The organism is Nostoc sp. JL23 (assembly GCF_017115065.1).
GTDB classification, from domain to species: Bacteria; Cyanobacteriota; Cyanobacteriia; order Cyanobacteriales; family Nostocaceae; genus Nostoc; species Nostoc punctiforme_A.
Genome location: NZ_JABXKN010000128.1, coordinates 121286 through 137651, shown reverse-complemented (window position 1 = coordinate 137651; position 16366 = coordinate 121286). Strand labels below are relative to the sequence as shown.

17 protein-coding genes are annotated in these 16366 nt (G+C 40.2%); 10 read left to right on the top strand and 7 right to left on the bottom strand.

Annotation, left to right across the window (positions count from 1 at the left end):
* Positions 1–76: 76 nt before the first annotated feature.
* The 6 genes from HWQ42_RS26915 to fabI form a co-directional block, all read right to left on the bottom strand.
* Positions 77–280, bottom strand: a complete 204-nt coding sequence (locus HWQ42_RS26915; protein WP_292817278.1) for a hypothetical protein — start codon at positions 278–280, stop codon at positions 77–79.
* Between the two features lie 60 nt (positions 281–340).
* Complete coding sequence (locus HWQ42_RS26910) at positions 341–1741, bottom strand: right-handed parallel beta-helix repeat-containing protein (RefSeq protein ID WP_292817276.1); 1401 nt, start codon at positions 1739–1741, stop codon at positions 341–343.
* 803 nt (positions 1742–2544) lie between these two features.
* Positions 2545–3999: an SLBB domain-containing protein gene (locus tag HWQ42_RS26905; protein WP_292730818.1), complete on the bottom strand. Its 1455-nt coding sequence runs from the start codon at positions 3997–3999 to the stop codon at positions 2545–2547.
* 499 nt (positions 4000–4498) lie between these two features.
* Entirely contained in the window at positions 4499–5482 is a 984-nt protein-coding gene (locus HWQ42_RS26900; RefSeq protein WP_292817274.1) for an ABC transporter ATP-binding protein, read from the bottom strand.
* 259 nt (positions 5483–5741) lie between these two features.
* Positions 5742–6383 carry an imidazoleglycerol-phosphate dehydratase HisB gene (hisB, locus tag HWQ42_RS26895; RefSeq protein WP_292817272.1) on the bottom strand — a complete coding sequence of 214 codons (642 nt, stop codon included), beginning with the start codon at positions 6381–6383 and terminating at the stop codon, positions 5742–5744.
* Positions 6384–6478: 95 nt separating this feature from the next.
* Positions 6479–7255, bottom strand: coding sequence for an enoyl-ACP reductase FabI (gene fabI / locus HWQ42_RS26890; RefSeq protein WP_292817270.1), 777 nt, complete (start codon positions 7253–7255; stop codon positions 6479–6481).
* A 379-nt stretch (positions 7256–7634) separates the two neighbouring features.
* Here fabI and ntcA point away from each other — a divergent pair, with 379 nt between their 5' ends.
* The 3 genes from ntcA (at position 7635) to HWQ42_RS26875 (ending at position 10571) form a co-directional block, all read left to right on the top strand.
* A complete protein-coding gene (gene ntcA / locus HWQ42_RS26885) occupies positions 7635–8306 on the top strand; it encodes a global nitrogen regulator NtcA (protein ID WP_094347373.1) in 672 nt (223 codons plus the stop codon).
* A gap of 168 nt (positions 8307–8474) precedes the next feature.
* Positions 8475–9965, top strand: a complete 1491-nt coding sequence (locus tag HWQ42_RS26880) for a DUF3084 domain-containing protein (RefSeq protein WP_292817268.1) — start codon at positions 8475–8477, stop codon at positions 9963–9965.
* 150 nt (positions 9966–10115) lie between these two features.
* Positions 10116–10571 carry a Holliday junction resolvase RuvX gene (locus tag HWQ42_RS26875; RefSeq protein WP_292730828.1) on the top strand — a complete coding sequence of 152 codons (456 nt, stop codon included), beginning with the start codon at positions 10116–10118 and terminating at the stop codon, positions 10569–10571.
* A gap of 54 nt (positions 10572–10625) precedes the next feature.
* Here the strand turns inward: HWQ42_RS26875 and HWQ42_RS26870 are convergent, their stop codons facing one another.
* Positions 10626–10889 carry a DUF3146 family protein gene (locus tag HWQ42_RS26870; protein WP_118171445.1) on the bottom strand — a complete coding sequence of 88 codons (264 nt, stop codon included), beginning with the start codon at positions 10887–10889 and terminating at the stop codon, positions 10626–10628.
* 880 nt (positions 10890–11769) lie between these two features.
* Between HWQ42_RS26870 and HWQ42_RS26865 the strand changes: the two genes are divergently transcribed.
* The 7 genes from HWQ42_RS26865 to HWQ42_RS26835 all read left to right on the top strand — a co-directional run bounded on the left by HWQ42_RS26865 (position 11770) and on the right by HWQ42_RS26835 (position 16330).
* Positions 11770–11970 carry a heavy-metal-associated domain-containing protein gene (locus HWQ42_RS26865; protein WP_099104264.1) on the top strand — a complete coding sequence of 67 codons (201 nt, stop codon included), beginning with the start codon at positions 11770–11772 and terminating at the stop codon, positions 11968–11970.
* 274 nt (positions 11971–12244) lie between these two features.
* Positions 12245–13111, top strand: coding sequence for an aldo/keto reductase (locus tag HWQ42_RS26860; protein WP_292817266.1), 867 nt, complete (start codon positions 12245–12247; stop codon positions 13109–13111).
* Between the two features lie 297 nt (positions 13112–13408).
* Positions 13409–13810, top strand: coding sequence for a hypothetical protein (locus tag HWQ42_RS26855; RefSeq protein ID WP_292817264.1), 402 nt, complete (start codon positions 13409–13411; stop codon positions 13808–13810).
* Positions 13811–13978: 168 nt separating this feature from the next.
* Entirely contained in the window at positions 13979–14518 is a 540-nt protein-coding gene (locus HWQ42_RS26850) for a GNAT family protein (RefSeq protein WP_292817262.1), read from the top strand.
* 83 nt (positions 14519–14601) lie between these two features.
* Complete coding sequence (locus tag HWQ42_RS26845; protein ID WP_292817260.1) at positions 14602–15378, top strand: cyclopropane-fatty-acyl-phospholipid synthase family protein; 777 nt, start codon at positions 14602–14604, stop codon at positions 15376–15378.
* Positions 15379–15470: 92 nt separating this feature from the next.
* A complete protein-coding gene (locus HWQ42_RS26840) occupies positions 15471–15818 on the top strand; it encodes a cupin domain-containing protein (RefSeq protein ID WP_292817258.1) in 348 nt (115 codons plus the stop codon).
* A 20-nt stretch (positions 15819–15838) separates the two neighbouring features.
* Complete coding sequence (locus HWQ42_RS26835; RefSeq protein WP_292817256.1) at positions 15839–16330, top strand: hypothetical protein; 492 nt, start codon at positions 15839–15841, stop codon at positions 16328–16330.
* The last annotated feature ends 36 nt before the right edge of the window (positions 16331–16366 follow it).

The following is a 16366-nucleotide window of genomic DNA, read 5'->3' as shown; positions in this document are numbered from 1 at the left end:
AGGAAAAGCTATATTAGGAGCTATAGATAATTTTCAGGATTGGTAGTCCGATTTCTTCAGGTGTTGCCACTCCAATTTAATTGGGTTTATTAGGATTTTTCCTTGCCTCGAAAGTAACTCCATGCACAAAATCTAATTCATCTAAATACTTCAGGTCTATTTCTCCAGTAGCCACACATAATTCCCGCATCTGTATTCTGCTTGTTTCTGCGGTCGAGCTATAGGATCTTGTTTTACGTTGTGGCTCTTCCTCGCCCGTTTCCAATTGGGTTGTAGACAAACAAATATGTATGTATAAATAAGAACTTTACCATACAACCCAATGGCGTACTTTTAACTACTACCGCATTTCGTATGCTCCTCTATCGGGAGACACACGAAGTTTGCCTTGAATATCTTCTGGCACATCCTTCCACTTTAAACCACTATTAATTGCCGGACTTGTTGATTTCAATCTAAAGTCACGAGCTGAGGCATTAACAAACTGTGGATCTGCAATCATATCGTTAGATCCTGTAATCTTGATCGTCGAATTATTGGGATAAACATTGTAGTTATAATTGACGTTGACATTTTTCATATTGCTATTCGCAGCATTACCAGGGGAAGGATACATGATGTTGTTGAAAATTTTGACATTAGATGAATAACCCGCATAAATTTCGCCCTTTCCCTTTTTTTTAACATCTGGACTTTGCTGATTAAAATATGCCGTGTTGTTGATAATATCGACATTCTGACTATCATGGGAATGAATACCTGAACCGCCATTCTTGTAGGTGAGATTGTTAGCAATTAAAACCCGTCCTCTATATCCTTTTGAAACATCAACAATAATGCCATTACCATCTGTGATCTTTCCGGCTTCAATCCAAGGAACGTACATTCGATTGTTGTAGCTCCTGTTATTGGTCACAAATATCTTGTATCCCTGGTTGTTGTCAGAGCTCCAATTATTAAGCATGGAAATGCCACTGCAACCATAAAGTGTGTACCAAGAGTTATTGAAAACAGTGTTATTATCCACTTTCACATAATCAGTTTGGATTGCTGAGATACCTGCTCCTCCACAATCATGCACTTTGTTGTTGAGAATATTTATGTGATGAGAACGACCTTTGTTTCCTCCTGCAATGCTTATGCAACTTCCGTTAGTAAGCGGATTTGATCTATTATATTTCTGACTTAACGCATAAGAAAGGGTGATATTAGCATTGTTCCCTATGACCTCCAGCCCGTTAATCTCGATATATGAAGCTCCATTTGAAATCGAGATACCACTCCATGTATTATGCTGAATTTTTGGAAAATGCCCAGGATATGCTTTATATTTAATCCATGCATTTGCAGTTCCAGAACGTTTAATACCTAGTACAGCCCCATCTTTGGGCGCATTCTTGTATTGCCCGTTCATAATAAGTACCGTGTCGCCAGGATTAGTAAGGTTTGCTGCCCTTTGAAGTGTCCTAAAAGCGGATGAGGTAGAGAGTCCGCTATTTCTGTCGTTTCCGTTACCACTAACATAGTATGTTGTCGCAGTTGAAATACGACTGATCAGCTTGCGGTTAGGTAGTGGTATTTCCTGAACAGTGGATGGCTGAGGAACATCTTTAAATAAAGACTCTGTTATTCTCTGTCCTTGAACCAGACCTGTTAATGCCCAGGGAAGTACAAGAGATGCGCTCAAACTGAGAAAACCGAAACCATGAATCATCATAGGGAAAAATAGGGTATGTTGCAAAAACTCAGTCGTTAACGGTCAGTAACTCTAGCCTTAGTTAATAACCCAGTATTGGATATGGTCGTATCACTGCCACTGGTAAGTTTATACACGGTTTTATAGGTTTAAACCTGCGCATTTTCGCCTAAATATGGCTGAACCACCTTTTGAGCTTGTGTTCCAAAAAATCGCAAACATCTGATAGAATCACTGAATAAAAAATATCAGTATCCAGAGTTACCCTATTCATGAACACCAAGCAACCGTACAAATGGCGTCATTTCCAATTCGACATCATTCTACTGTGTATACGCGGTATCTGTGGTTAAAATAGTATATCTGTCATCAATTAGTTAATTTACTTAAATAATTCTTATGATAATAAGAATCACTAGATGACTAAAAATCAGTTATAGAGTAGTATTTGCGGAATCTGGTTTCTAAATTATTCTCATTATCATAAGAAATCCGAGTACCTACAATAAAGATTTCAAAAGCCTATCAATGCAGATTATGAAGTTAGAGTAAGAGTTTTAAAGTTTCCAGTATTTCTCTATGAGTAATATTACTTAAAATTACTATAATGACGGATATATATAAGTAGTCAGATAGCTTAGAATATTGGCAAATTAGAAGAGAGCGGCTGTCAGAGTATTTATAGCAGACTTGTCCTAACACTATGAAGCTGCTATAAAACACAATTTGCAAAAAGCGATGCCTTTTGGAGCGTTTGCTATGTGTAACTTGCTTTTGATTAAAGGATAGTGCAATTTTAGGGACGAAGAGGGTTGGCCAACGCCCCCAATTTGCATCTATCTCTTAAACTACAGTCCGAATAAGTTCAAAAGATTAAAGATAACACCTAGAGGCCCAGTTATAGTGTTGACGGTATCGCCAGTCTTAGCTGAACCAGATCGGTTGACTACTACAACGTCATTATTGCGGAGTATGGGATTAGTTTGCTCATTAATCCCAGCGGAGAAATCCACTTTTACTATACGTTTAGTGACAGAACCATTAGGGTTGAGGCGAATCAAATCAACAGCCTTACTACTAGCTCTGGCATCATTAAATCCGCCAGCAGCGAGTATAGCTTGATTTAAAGAGCTATTTGGCTGAACGTCTGTTAGACCTGGTTTTTTAACTTCGCCTACCACACCAACCTGAATCCGTGTAGGAGATAAAGTAGTGGTAGCTAATTGAGTCGCTTCTGCGGGATTAATTTCAGTTGCCGTCGGAATAACAATCGTATCTCCGTCTTGCACAATGATGTCTTGATTGGCATCACCGCTCTGTAAAAGTTGCCAAAGATTAATATCTATAGATTGTTCTGAGCCAGTTCTTGTAGGTCGGCGTAGCTTGAGATTACGCACATCAGCTTGTGCTGTAATTCCGCCAGCTAATTGAATTACCCGTGTCACATTTGGTAAACCAGTGGGACTGGCAGTGCCACTGTTAGGGGTTGCGCCCACTTGGCTATCTGTATTACCTGGGGTGACAAGATACGAACCAGGACGGTTAACTTCACCAATAATTGTTACTGTGCGGGGTGTGGTTTGACTGGCGGCAAAGTTGGATGCAAATATATTGCGAGATTCTGCGACGTTGAAGTTGGTTGCTGTTGGCACAACTATAGTGTCTCCATCCCGCAAGGTAATATCCTGCGATAACTTGCCTGTTTGAATGAGTTCTTTCAAATTGAGGGTGACAGCTTGCTCTGAAGAACGTCCTATTCTACGCCGTAATTGAACTTGAGTCACATCCGCAGCTAAAGTCACTCCCTGTGCTGTTGTTAATGCGGCTAATACAGTGGGGTATTGTACGCCTGGATTGTTCCCGGCGCCTCCGCTCAAGCTTAGAGTATAAGCTCCAGGACGTGTCACCTCTCCAGCAACGAAAATATTGATGGGACGAGGCGATAATAGATTGACTGAGATCAAGGGACGTTTGAGGAAGCGAGCATATCTTCTAGCTATTTCGTCAGAAGCTTGTTCAGTTGTTAGCCCTAGTACTGACACACTGCCAATTAAAGGTAAGTTGATTGCTCCACCTGGGGGAATTTGGTATTCACCTGTATATTCAGGGACTTCAAATACATTTACACGGATGAGATCGCCGCCTCCTAATGAATAATTAGTATCTAATTGTGTTTGTGTAGTTGGTGGTAATGTTTGTCCCTGAGCTAGACTGGCAGATGACACAGCAACATTGACAGCAGTTAACAAAGCCATACCTACAGCTGGCTGAATTAGGAATTTAAACAAACTTTTGTTAAGCATATTTACCTGAGACTCTGAAACTACGATCAATAAAGTACTGTCTTAACATTTTTATTTTGACTATACCTAAGTATTCAAGTTACCCGACACTCTTATTTTCCTAGAAAAGTGTGATTTTCCGGAGGAAATTTGTTTATTGAACTTAAATTTTTAGTGAAGTTAGCTTAAAGTTAATGTTGCTTGAATAGAGTAATATCAAAAAATATAGGATTTACGCAAATAAACCCAGTTTCTACAAGAAACTCTCTGTTAGCCAACAATCAAGTAGTCATGAATAAATTTTTCTTGTCAGAGTTAATTTGATGACATTTAAAATTTTCAATGAGTAGTAAGGGACTACTAAAATTAGGAACAAGTTCATTAAATAAATACAAATAACCTTCCAAAGATGTCGGAATTTTATTTTTTGTAGGTTGCGTTGGACAAAGAGAACTCAAAAAAGCAGAATTTTGGGTTTTGTTCTTTAAGCCAGTCGACAATTTACTATTTGGCAACAAGACTAATTCAAGGAGTTGTTTTTTCTTTGGATTTGTTGAATAAAAAATTCTTCTAGAGAGTGACGCGATAAGTTCATGGCGATAATTTTACCTTCCATAAGACGAAGACTGGCAAGAAAATCATAATAATCATCTTGTAGTGTACCGTGCCAGGAACCATCAGGCTCAAAGATGAGAGTGGGTATCCATTTTTTGAGAATTTCCCAGTCACCACCTTGACCTTTGACGTGATATGTGTTTTTTCCGCCTAAGAGTTCATTGAGGGAACCAGAGCAAATTAGTTCACCTTGAGCGAGGATGGCAATGCGATCGCAAATCTGTTCTACTTCACTCAGAATGTGGCTGTTAAAAAAAATCGTCTTACCAGCAGCTTTGAGCGCCAGGATAATTTCTCGCATTTGGTAGCGTCCCACCGGATCGAGACCAGACATTGGTTCATCCAGAAAAACTAAATCTGGCTCGTTAATTAGCGCCTGTGCCATACCAACACGCTGTAGCATTCCTTTGGAATAGCGACGCAGCAGCTTTTTACGGGCATCGGCTTGGGATAAACCCACTAATTCCAGTAATTGGGGAATACGCTGGCGTTGGACACTTTGGGGAATTTGGAATAGCCCAGCGGCTAACTGCAAAAATTCCCAGCCAGTGAGATAGTCATACAGATAGGGATTTTCTGGTAGATAGCCGATATGTTGCTTAACATTGCGATCGCCTATGGGTTTACCCAACAATAATCCTCTTCCAGAGGTGGGACGAATAATTCCCAGCAATAATTTTAAAAGGGTGGTTTTACCAGCACCGTTAGGCCCCAGCAACCCAAAGGTCTCGCCTTGGTAAACCGTTAAAGAACAGTTTTTGAGAGATACGACTTTTTGATTTAGCCAAAAACCAGTGCGATAGACTTTTCGCAACTCAGAAGTTAGAACTACTGGCGGAGTGTCTATCGTATTAAGGTGAGAATTAGGGTCATCTGCAACAGACTTCATCTCGGTTAAATCACTATTTATCAGCTTGGTATTAATTAAAAATTACCCGGTAGGCTGATAATAACCATCACCAAGCTGTGTGTCAATTATCCGAAATTGGGGACTGGGGAAGAAGCAAGGGAGCAGTGAGCAGGGGAGGCAGGGGAGCAGAGGAGAAGAGAAGTTGATAGTAAGTTTTCTCCCCTCTGCCTCTTTTCAATGCCCAATGCCCAATGCCCAATGCCCAATGCCCAATGCCCAATGCCCAATTTGACTCCTTTCATAGAACTCCCTTAGAACTGGGAATTAAGCCAGCACGTCGAGGGTCAATTTCCACCGCTAGCCGTGTTGCTCTTGCAAAAGCTTTAAATGTCGCTTCAATGATGTGATGAGAATTAATGCCATCCAGTTGTCGAATGTGCAGTGTCATTTGACTATGGTTCACCAGTGCCACAAAAAATTCTCGCACCAGTTGGGTGTCATAGGTTCCTACCCGCTGAGTAGGAATTTGCAAGCCGTAGCTGAGGTGAGGCCGTCCAGAAAAGTCTAGCGCTACCTGAACTAAGGATTCGTCCAGTGGTGCAAGAAAATTACCAAAGCGGACAATACCTTTTCTGTCGCCTAATGCTTGGTTAAAAGCTTGCCCTAAAGTAATGCCTACATCTTCGTTGGTGTGATGATCGTCAATTTCCCAGTCTCCCTTGGCTTGGACATCTATATCAATCAGTCCGTGGGAGGCAATTTGATGCAACATGTGATCCAAAAACGGAATACCTGTTGCTGCTGTGCAAGTTCCTCTACCATCCAGGTTGATGGTAACTTGCACATTAGTTTCACCAGTGGTGCGGTGAACAGTGGCAATCCGAGGGGTTTCAGTTAAGCGATCGTAGTTTGAATTAACTTGGCGATTGGTTGTTTGCATGGGGAGTGGAAAGAGTTAAAAGTTAGGAGTTATGAGTTATGAGTTAAAAATTTATAACTCTTAACTCCTCACTCCTAACTCCTAACTTTATCGCGTCACATTCCCATAATTTCATATCCTGCATCTACATAGAGAATTTGTCCGGTAATACCGCTGGACAAATTACTACACAAGAAAGCCGCAGCGTTGCCTACTTCTAGCTGAGTGACGGTGCGTCGTAGGGGAGCTACTTCTTCTACATGATGAATCATATCCAAAATCCCACCCACTGCTGAAGATGCCAAAGTACGGATGGGACCTGCGGAGATGGCATTGACGCGGATATTTTGTGGCCCTAGTTCGGCAGCTAGGTAACGCACACTCATTTCTAACCCCGCCTTAGCAACTCCCATGACGTTGTAGTTGGGGATTGCCCTAACACCACCTAAATATGTCAGGGTGACGATGCTACCTCCCTCCGTCATCAAAGGTTTCGCTGCACCACTTAACTGCACTAGCGAGTAGGTACTGATTTCTAAAGCGGTGTTGAAGCCAGAACGAGAAGTTTGGCTAAAATCTCCACTCAAATCGTCTTTACTGGCAAAGGCTAGACAATGGATGAGGATATCTAGCTTTCCCCACTGTTCGCGGATTGTCTCAAAAGTAGATTTAATTTGGTATTCATCTTGGACATTACAGGGAAGAAATAAGCTCGGTTTGAGGGGTTCTACCAATTCCGCAACTTTTTTCTCCATTTTGCCGCGTTCATCCGGCAGGTAGGTAATACCCAGGTTTGCTCCGGCTTTGTGCAGCTGTTGAGCGATGCCCCAGGCGATCGAGCGGTTATTGGCAATACCTGTAACAAGGGCATTTTTTCCAGTCAGATTTAGCATAGAAATTGTTAATGCGATCGATCATTAGGAGCATACTAGAATCTGAGGCACGTTTTGTCTTTGTTTTATACAGGATTGACAAAAATGAATATTGATAAGGGTGTTTGCTGTGACAAAAATCTTGATTTTTTATAAAGATATTCTCAAGATATCTTTATTTGTTCTTCAAAAAACCTTTTGAATACAGCTATTGGAACTACTTATCAACAAGTTGTAGCTGAAAGGATCAACAATTATGTATCATTATAAACAAAGAGTTATGAAGAGATTAGTTTGAGTATAGGAAAGTACAGAAAGGTTGACGGTGCTTTATTCATTTTTCGGGTGTATTCTTAGGTAATCAGTTTTTGTTTTTCCGGCATTGGGTAGGGGAAGGGAGATGATCGTGACACAAGATAAAGCCCTAGCAAATGTTTTTCGTCAGATGGCGACCGGGGCGTTTCCGCCAGTTGTGGAAACGTTTGAACGCAATAAAACGATCTTTTTTCCTGGCGATCCTGCCGAACGAGTTTATTTTCTTTTGAAAGGTGCTGTTAAACTTTCCAGGGTGTACGAGGCAGGAGAGGAAATAACGGTAGCGTTGCTGCGGGAAAATAGTGTTTTTGGTGTATTGTCATTGCTGACAGGAAATAAGTCGGATCGGTTTTACCATGCGGTTGCGTTTACTCCTGTGGAATTACTGTCGGCACCAATTGAACAAGTGGAGCTAGCACTCAAGGAAAATCCAGAATTATCAATGTTAATGCTGCGAGGTCTGTCTTCGCGAATTTTACAAACAGAGATGATGATTGAAACTCTCGCCCACCGAGATATGGGTTCTAGGTTGGTAAGTTTTTTGTTAATTCTTTGTCGAGATTTTGGCGTTCCTTGTGCAGATGGGATCACTATTGATTTGAAATTATCTCATCAAGCGATCGCAGAGGCAATTGGTTCAACTCGTGTTACCGTTACTAGGCTATTGGGAGATTTGCGTGAGAAAAAGATGATTTCTATCCACAAAAAGAAGATTACTGTGCATAAACCTGTTACTTTAAGTAGACAGTTCACATAAAAACAATTGGAGAAAGGGGAATCGGCGCGTGTTGTATTTTGAAAAATGACACTAATAGCTAGAGGTAAATCTAAAATTGAATAATTTCAGCTATTGCCAATTTCCACTTCTTTTCAGAGAATGCTTAAAAGTAGTAGGCTGTATCTGGAAGGATTTCGGTAGCTAAAGATGACCACCGGATACATCCTCATCGCAGCAATTTTGATTCTGGGAGGCGTAATTGCCACCGTTGGCGATCGCATCGGCACACGAGTTGGCAAAGCCCGCCTCTCACTTTTTAAGCTTCGTCCAAAAAACACTGCCGTACTAGTAACAATTTTTACTGGTGGTTTAATTTCAGCATCAACTTTAGGGATTTTATTCGCTGCCGATGAAGGCTTACGAAAAGGAGTCTTTGAGTTAGAAGATATTCAAACAGACCTCAGACAGAAGCGGGAACAGCTAAAAACCGCAGAAACTCAGAAAAGTCAGGTAGAGGGTGAGCTAAACCAAGCAAGAATTGCCCAAGCAAAGGCACAACAAGACTTGCAGGCAATTAATCAATCCTTGCAGGCGGCAAATGCTAAACAGAGGCAAACACAAGCTCAGTTAAACCGCACAATTAGTCAACAAGCCCAAACCCAAACTCAACTCCAACGCACTCAAGGTCAGCTAGATCGAGTTGTAACTCAATATCAAAAAGCCATAGCTGAATTGCAAAGCGTTTACGACCAGAGAAAGGCACTACAGGCGGCAGTTGAACTACTGAAGACAGAACGTCAACGGCTTTATGCGGAAGCTAAAAAAGCCATTGACGAAGCCAAAACAGCAATTGAAAAACGCGATCGCGAACTTGCCAACCGTCAAGAAGCCATAGAACAGCGCGATCAAAAAATTGCCCAATTGGATCAACTAATTCAAAAACGTAATGTAGAAGTTGCAGCACGAGAGCAAGTGATTGCCAAACGGGAATCGCGCCTCAAAGAATTGGAAGCACAACAGGAGGAACTAGAACAAGAAGTTGCCAGGCTGGAAAAATATTATCAGTCCTACCGCGACCTGCGTTTGGGTAAGCTGGCCTTAGTTCGTGGTCAAGTTTTGTCCGCTGCTGTAATTCGTGTTACTCAACCTGCTGCGGCTCGTCAGGCAGTGATACAACTTTTACAAGAAGCCAATCGCAACGCCAACCTCGAATTAAGCGAGCCTGGTGCAAATCCGGCAAATGTAGAGCTACTGCGCGTAACCCAGGATAGAGTCGATCAATTAAGCAAGCAGATTGAGGATGGTAAAGAATACGTCGTGCGAATTTTCTCTGCTGGTAATTACGTCAGGGGAGAAAAGCAGATAGAATTTTTCGCGGATACAGCCCAGAATCAACTGGTTTTTTCGGGAGGCGCGGTGCTAGCCACAACTACTGCTGATTCCAAAACTATGACATCTTATCAGTTACAGCAGCGGTTAGAAATACTAATTTCTGCTTCCCAATTTCGTGCCCGTAATGCCGGAATTGTCGAAAATGTGCAAGTAGAGGGGACTTTTCTGCGCTTTGTCAGCCAACTAAGACAGTATAATCAACCCTTGGAGATCAAAGCGATCGCAGCAGAGGATACTTATACAGCCGGGCCATTGAGAGTAAAATTGGTGGCAATAGTTAACGGAAAAATTATTTTTAGTACTTAAAAAATTATTTGCACACTGTTATTAGTAAGATTTAAACATATTGAACAGCAGTCAAAATAGTTGCTGTAGCTGCATTTTTTATTTAGCAGACACTACGCGTAGCAAGATTCCTGTAAGGGCACATTTCTAATTTTTAATTTTTAATTTATTATGAATTTCCGTGAATTTTCACCAACGCAACCAGTCATCTTGGGGTTTGATCCAGGTCGAGATAAGTGTGGTTTAGCGGTGATGGGACTGGATCGGCAACTGTATTATCATCAGGTGGTGTTAGCAAAAGAGGCGATCGCTACTATTGAAACACTGCGTCAAAGGTTTCCGATCTCTTTGATGGTCATGGGCGACCAAACTACAGCCAAACAGTGGAGACAGAAATTATATCAAGAATTGACAGAACCGCTGAGTATTATCTTAGTGGATGAGCGCTACACAACCTTAGAAGCACGCGATCGCTATTGGCAAATGTTCCCGCCCAAAGGGCTAATCAAGCTATTGCCACAGGGTCTACGACAGCCACCAAGACCTATAGATGACATTGTTGCCATCCTCTTAATCGAAAGATACTTAAATCGCCTCACGGAATCAACACTAAGCAGTCAGGAGTGAGGAATTAGATCGTTAACTCCTAACTCCTAACTTTTTACTTTTTACTTTTTACTTTTAAAGTTCCGCCCGAATCGTAAAAGCATAGTCTCCTCCAGGCTCTAGCTGATAATCTTGTTGCTCCAAAAATCGACCGAGGGGTTCTTTGATTAAGGCGCGGCCTTGGGAAGGCTTGACGGCAAGTTCTCCCCGGCGAAAATGCCACTGGAAATGCCACTCAAACTCACCCGCATTCACTTCGCCTTCTAAGAAGCCGTGTTGCCAGGATTGGCGGGTAATTCTGACATGGGCAATGGTTTCTGGCAGACGTTTTGCACTCACAATGCTTTATGTCAAGTGTGGAATAACAGCCGATGATGTAGGCTATTTATTTTATTTACCAAACATATCTTAATTAGACAAACTGACAAAGTGGGTATTTGTAGTTGACTAGGTTGTGTTTATAAGCAAGATGACTTCAGCATCCTGAAATCGCGCATCACCTATAGCTTAAGCAAGCTAGGCGTAGCGTCTTATAGAGAAGCGTTAGCGAGTCTTACTTCGAGAGTCATAGTTCGTCATAGAGATTGGCAAATAAATCAAACGATAAATGCTAATTTTTCGTTGCTTTAAGCGATCGCATTTCAACTACTGGTACATTTCAGGAATCGTTCTCTAGCTTAAATACCCAAATTAGCTGTGTCTAACATTCTTATCATAATTGTGTCGCTGAAAGTCTTTGTTGCGAAGCCCACAGTATATTTATGCCGCAAGATAGCTGTTTTTTGAATCTATATGTACTTCAAATGTTGGGCAAAAGTACCTGAAGTATACAATAAATTAAAAACTACAGATAAAAAGGTTTCGTGAATTACGTATAGACGCTTGTACGATCGGGCTGTGCTACAAGAACAACTATGTCGAACAGCAACGCCTAGAAAACAGAGGGAATGTCTGGTGGAGTCTTCATAAGAAACTAAACGAGCAGCTTTTTATAAGTTAGTAGCACTAAGTGCATTTTCATAAATAACTTTATATATTTTGGTATTTTATTTTAGTTTTGCTGCCTAAATAATTTGTCAATAATGATTTAGATATAACTATTAGTTGTTACTATTTTTGTGATGTTCAATTCCCTAACTCAAGTAAGATGTGCGCTCACTCTTCAAATCGATATTATATTTATTAAAGGTAATTTTCAGTTTACGTAATGAGGTAAGTAATGGCAATTCAATTGAAAGTTCCAGATATTAAAGGTGATGAGTGCGCCAAGAAAATAACTAAATCTATTCTGACTATGGAATCTGATGCCAAAGTAGATGTAAATGTTGATACTAAAACAGTAACTGTAGATGCTGCAGCTTCTGAAGAGTCAATTAAACAGATGGTTCAATCTGCTGGTTATACTATAGAGGGCTATTAATTAAATTTCTAAATTTTCTAAAAAATTTAGAGGAAATAATTCAGCCAGCACAATTAATTAATGATATTTACGTCCGTTTTCCGGGCGTAAATATTAATAAGTTAGTCTACTCGATTGTAACTATTCCTCCTCTGACAGCATGGCAAAAGTATATAAATATTGGTAAGCATCAATAAAAATTAAATTCACTTCTCCTCAAGTCTAAGTACTAGGGAGGATTTATGATGAATAACTAACTGATAGATAATTGGGTCAGAAAGCTATAGTTAAAAGCATGGAAACCAAACAGCTAGGAAAAACTGGTATCTTTGTAAGTGCGATTGGTTTGGGTGGTATGCCCATGTCAATTTCTAATCGCCCTCCTGAATCACAATCAATCCAAGTTATTCATCGTGCCTTGGATTTGGGTATTACATTTATTGACACTGCCGATTCTTACTGCAAAGATGAGTCAGATAAGCACCACAATGAACAGCTAATTCACAAGGCACTTAGTAGTTACAAAGGCGATGTTAGCCAAGTGATTGTAGCAACTAAGGGCGGGTTGATGCGTCCCGATGGTAACTGGACAAGCAACGGCAACCCAGAACATTTGCGCCAAACAATTCGAATCAGTTTTGAGGCATTGGGTGGTGCGAAACCCATCGATGTATGGCAATATCATTCTCCCGATACTAATTACACTATTGAAGAATCCCTTGCACCAGTTAAAGAAGCAGTAGAGGCTGGTTTGATTCGGTTTGTGGGAGTTTCTAACTTTTCCGTTGAACAAATTAAGCGGGCGCGGGATGTGGTGGATATTGTCTCGGTGCAGAATCAATACAGCCCTTGGCAACGACAGCCAGAAAATGACGGTGTATTAAAGTATTGCGAACAGCAAGGATTGACTTTTTTACCTTGGAGTCCATTTGGTGGTAGGCGTCGCCATCAGGACTTGCAAGATATTTCTGCGATCGCTAAATTAGCTAAGGAAAAAGACGTGTCGGTGTATAATATTGTCTTAGCGTGGTTGCGTTCTAAGTCAGCTGCTATTTTGCCTATTCCTGGTGCTAGCAAGGTTTCTAGTATTGAAGACTCAACACAAGCCATCAATGTGAAACTATCTGATGAAGAAGTGCAAAAAATTGATCGGGCAACTTAATCATTCTAATAGCTTAGGTAGATTTAGTGGAAGTTGCCTAAGATTTACGCTCTACATTTAATTAGTTTAAGACAGCGTAATCAACAATTTAAAACTCCAAGCCAACAGACTTTTAAAAAACTTCATCAACCCGGTTTATTAAAAAAACCGGGTTTTTATAAAGTATGCTGTCTGTGAAATTAAATTGCATATAGTATTGCTATCCAACTAATTAATTTAAAATTCAATTCATGCAGTTTAAAATCTGGCGATTGCAATATTGAAAGTAGAGATAACAAATTTATATTTAATGCTTCTATGTTGAAAATTGCATACATCATTTTAGCACATAAGTATCCTGAGCAATTAGCGCGTCTTATTCATCAACTTAATACAAAAGATGTTTCGTTTTTTATCCATATAGATAATTTTGTGAAACAAAACCCTAAGTTTATTAATCGTTTTAATTATACTTTGATGGCAGATGAGCTTTTTTACCAAATACTTGTTTTAAATTCACCTTTTAAGGACAAAATAATTAACGATCACTTAAGATATCTAGACTGGGAAAATATTAACTCAATCCATCCCAGGATTTTAGAGACAAAAGATTTTGAAAAAATTAGGGAATCAGAAAAGTTATTCGCTAGAAAGTTTGATCTAACTATAGACCAGGTAATATTAGATATGATTGATGAAATGGTAAAGTTGGATGTCTGACCAATAGTCGCAACATGTTAGCCTAACGCACCACACAACTCAACAAGATAGATAGAAAAGCACCCCTCAAAAGCAATCATTATCTATTACCCTGATGCTACTCCTCAAGGTGAAAAATGTAAAAGTTAAAATTTATAGATTGTCTGCAATAAGCTTATAAACAAAAACATGATTTTAGAAACACACCGTTTGCTAATGCGTGACTTTGTAGAAGCAGACTGGCAGGCAGTTTTTGCCTATCAATGCGATTCTTTGTATTTGCGTTACAACTACTGGACAGAACGCACACAGAAAGATGTTTGCGAATTTATCCAGATGTTTATCGATCAGCAAAAAGAGCAACCTCGGACTAAGTTTCAGTTAGCTGTTGTCCTCAAAGAACAAAATCGGCTGATTGGCAATTGTGGCATCCGTGTAAATGACCCGGAAATGCGAGAAGCAAATATCGGCTATGAACTAAATACTCAATATTGGGGACAAGGTTATGCAACAGAAGCAGCACAGGAAATTTTAAAGTTCGGCTTTGAAGAACTGGAAATGCATCGGATCTGGTCTTGGTGCGTTACAGAGAATGTTGCTTCTGTAAAGGTATTAGAAAAAATTGGTATGCGTCGTGAGGGTCATCTGCGGGAAAAAGAGTTAATCAAAGGCAGATGGTACGACAACTTTCTTTACGCTATCCTTGACCACGAATGGAAAGCAAAGTAATACTGCTTCTATGAGCTACCTCAGAGACAATATCATAAATTCCTGAGAAATTGAGGGTAAGACAAGTTCAGAGGGTCACAGACATGACCAACACTATCCTCAATTTCCAAACAGCTACCGGACACGAAGTCTTAGCAGCAGCGGGTAAAAAATATCTCCGTCCTGGTGGACGAATAGCCACCGAAAAACTATTTCAGTGGGCAAACTTTCAGCCTGAAGAGACAGTTTTAGAGCTAGGTTCTAGCTTTGGATATAGTGCGATCGCTTTAGCAAAAAACTACCATGTCAAAGTAGTAGGTATTGAAAAAAATCCTGATAGTGTAGCTCGTGCGCGTACTAATATCTGTGCTGCTGGGTTAGAAAATCAAGTCGAAATAATTGAAGGTAATATTTTCAACCTAGAGGCAATTTCAGGAAAGTTTGATTATGTATTGGCAGAAGCCATTCTCACAATGCAATGCCCATTGGGAAAAGCCAAGATTTTAGCTGAAATTCATAATCGACTCAAACCGGGAGGTAAATTTCTCTCCCATGAACTGTTAGCCAGTGATAAAGAAGAACAAATTCGGGTTGACTTAGCACGAGTAATTCGAGTTAATTCTACGCCACTATCAGAATCCAACTGGATTACGGCTTTTGCAACAGTAGGATTGCAAGTAGAGAAATGCCAAACTGACTCAATGAATTTATTGAATTTAGGGCGGATATTTCAAGATGAAGGTTTTCTCAACACAACTCGAATTTTGTGGAATATCTTAACGCAGAGAGATATCCGCAAGCGGGTTTTAGAAATTCACCAAGTTTTTCATAAATACCAACACGAATTAGGCTACATCATTTTGTGTGCTGTTGCCCAGTAACATAATTTATTCACCAAAACCATCGCCTGATAAATACTGATCATCCTTGAATGATTATCAGCCTTCCTTACGATTCATCATCTCAAAATACTATGACCAATTCAATCGCAACTACTCCATCTTTCATTACTCAACTACGAGAACAAATTGAATATCCCAGTGCGGGAGTTTTCAGCAAAGTACTGTTGAAAGATAACGCTTGTCAATACACTTTATTTTGCCTAGCAGCTAACACTGATATTTCTGAGCATACCTCTATTCGGAATGCCACCATCAATGTAATTGAAGGCAGAGGTCTACTCACTTTATCTGGAGAAGATATTGTACTTGAACCTGGTGTTTTCGTGTTGATGCTTGCTAACGCACCTCATGCCTTAAAAGCTGAAGAAAACCTGACATTTCTGCTCACCCTTTCTGAAAAAGTCACAGATAAAAATTAGTTAATTTTGGAGTCTAAAAAATGAAATCGCTACTTTTAACTTTTGCTCAAAATTTAAACTTTTCTGAAACTCAGTTGGAAGAAATACTATCACAACCTTTAACTGAAGTTCTCAATTCACCTGGGTTGCAACAAGAATTAAACAGTTTAGATACCAATTTGCTTAAGAAAACCTTGCCCACAGCAGGAGGAGTTTTAGCTAAGGAATTACCACCTTTTTATAACTGGCTAAAAAATGAGTTGGGAGTAAAGCGGGTTCCTGATAGTCCCGATCATACAACAACGTGGGTGATTGGTTTCGTCCATAATCAAGAAAGTTTAACTCATTTAGTTGAGTTACACCGTCCAGTACCTCGTCTGGCTTTAGAAGCTTCTATTCCCCGCTTGATAGGAATGTTTGAAGGTGTCGAAGACGCGCAAGTTCGGCAGGAATGGCAAAAAGCGATCGCGGCTCTATGTCTAGTTTTAGTTGTTGCTGCACGCGAACAAGATAGAGTAGCTGTAGCAGTCTGAATTGCTCTCCCTCGCGTGTTGGGGCGCACATCTGTG

Bases quoted from the DNA above. Each gene is read 5' to 3' on its own strand.
- HWQ42_RS26865 (WP_099104264.1), top strand. From the start codon at position 11,770: ATGGCAATTCAATTGAAAGTTCCAGATATTAAAGGTGATGAGTGCGCC.
- HWQ42_RS26900 (WP_292817274.1), bottom strand. From the start codon at position 5,482: ATGAAGTCTGTTGCAGATGACCCTAATTCTCACCTTAATACGATAGAC.
- HWQ42_RS26860 (WP_292817266.1), top strand. From the start codon at position 12,245: ATGGAAACCAAACAGCTAGGAAAAACTGGTATCTTTGTAAGTGCGATT.
- HWQ42_RS26905 (WP_292730818.1), bottom strand. From the start codon at position 3,999: ATGCTTAACAAAAGTTTGTTTAAATTCCTAATTCAGCCAGCTGTAGGT.
- HWQ42_RS26840 (WP_292817258.1), top strand. From the start codon at position 15,471: ATGACCAATTCAATCGCAACTACTCCATCTTTCATTACTCAACTACGA.
- HWQ42_RS26845 (WP_292817260.1), top strand. From the start codon at position 14,602: ATGACCAACACTATCCTCAATTTCCAAACAGCTACCGGACACGAAGTC.
- HWQ42_RS26875 (WP_292730828.1), top strand. From the start codon at position 10,116: ATGAATTTCCGTGAATTTTCACCAACGCAACCAGTCATCTTGGGGTTT.
- HWQ42_RS26850 (WP_292817262.1), top strand. From the start codon at position 13,979: ATGATTTTAGAAACACACCGTTTGCTAATGCGTGACTTTGTAGAAGCA.
- HWQ42_RS26855 (WP_292817264.1), top strand. From the start codon at position 13,409: ATGTTGAAAATTGCATACATCATTTTAGCACATAAGTATCCTGAGCAA.
- hisB (WP_292817272.1), bottom strand. From the start codon at position 6,383: ATGCAAACAACCAATCGCCAAGTTAATTCAAACTACGATCGCTTAACT.
- ntcA (WP_094347373.1), top strand. From the start codon at position 7,635: ATGATCGTGACACAAGATAAAGCCCTAGCAAATGTTTTTCGTCAGATG.
- HWQ42_RS26880 (WP_292817268.1), top strand. From the start codon at position 8,475: ATGACCACCGGATACATCCTCATCGCAGCAATTTTGATTCTGGGAGGC.
- HWQ42_RS26835 (WP_292817256.1), top strand. From the start codon at position 15,839: ATGAAATCGCTACTTTTAACTTTTGCTCAAAATTTAAACTTTTCTGAA.
- fabI (WP_292817270.1), bottom strand. From the start codon at position 7,255: ATGCTAAATCTGACTGGAAAAAATGCCCTTGTTACAGGTATTGCCAAT.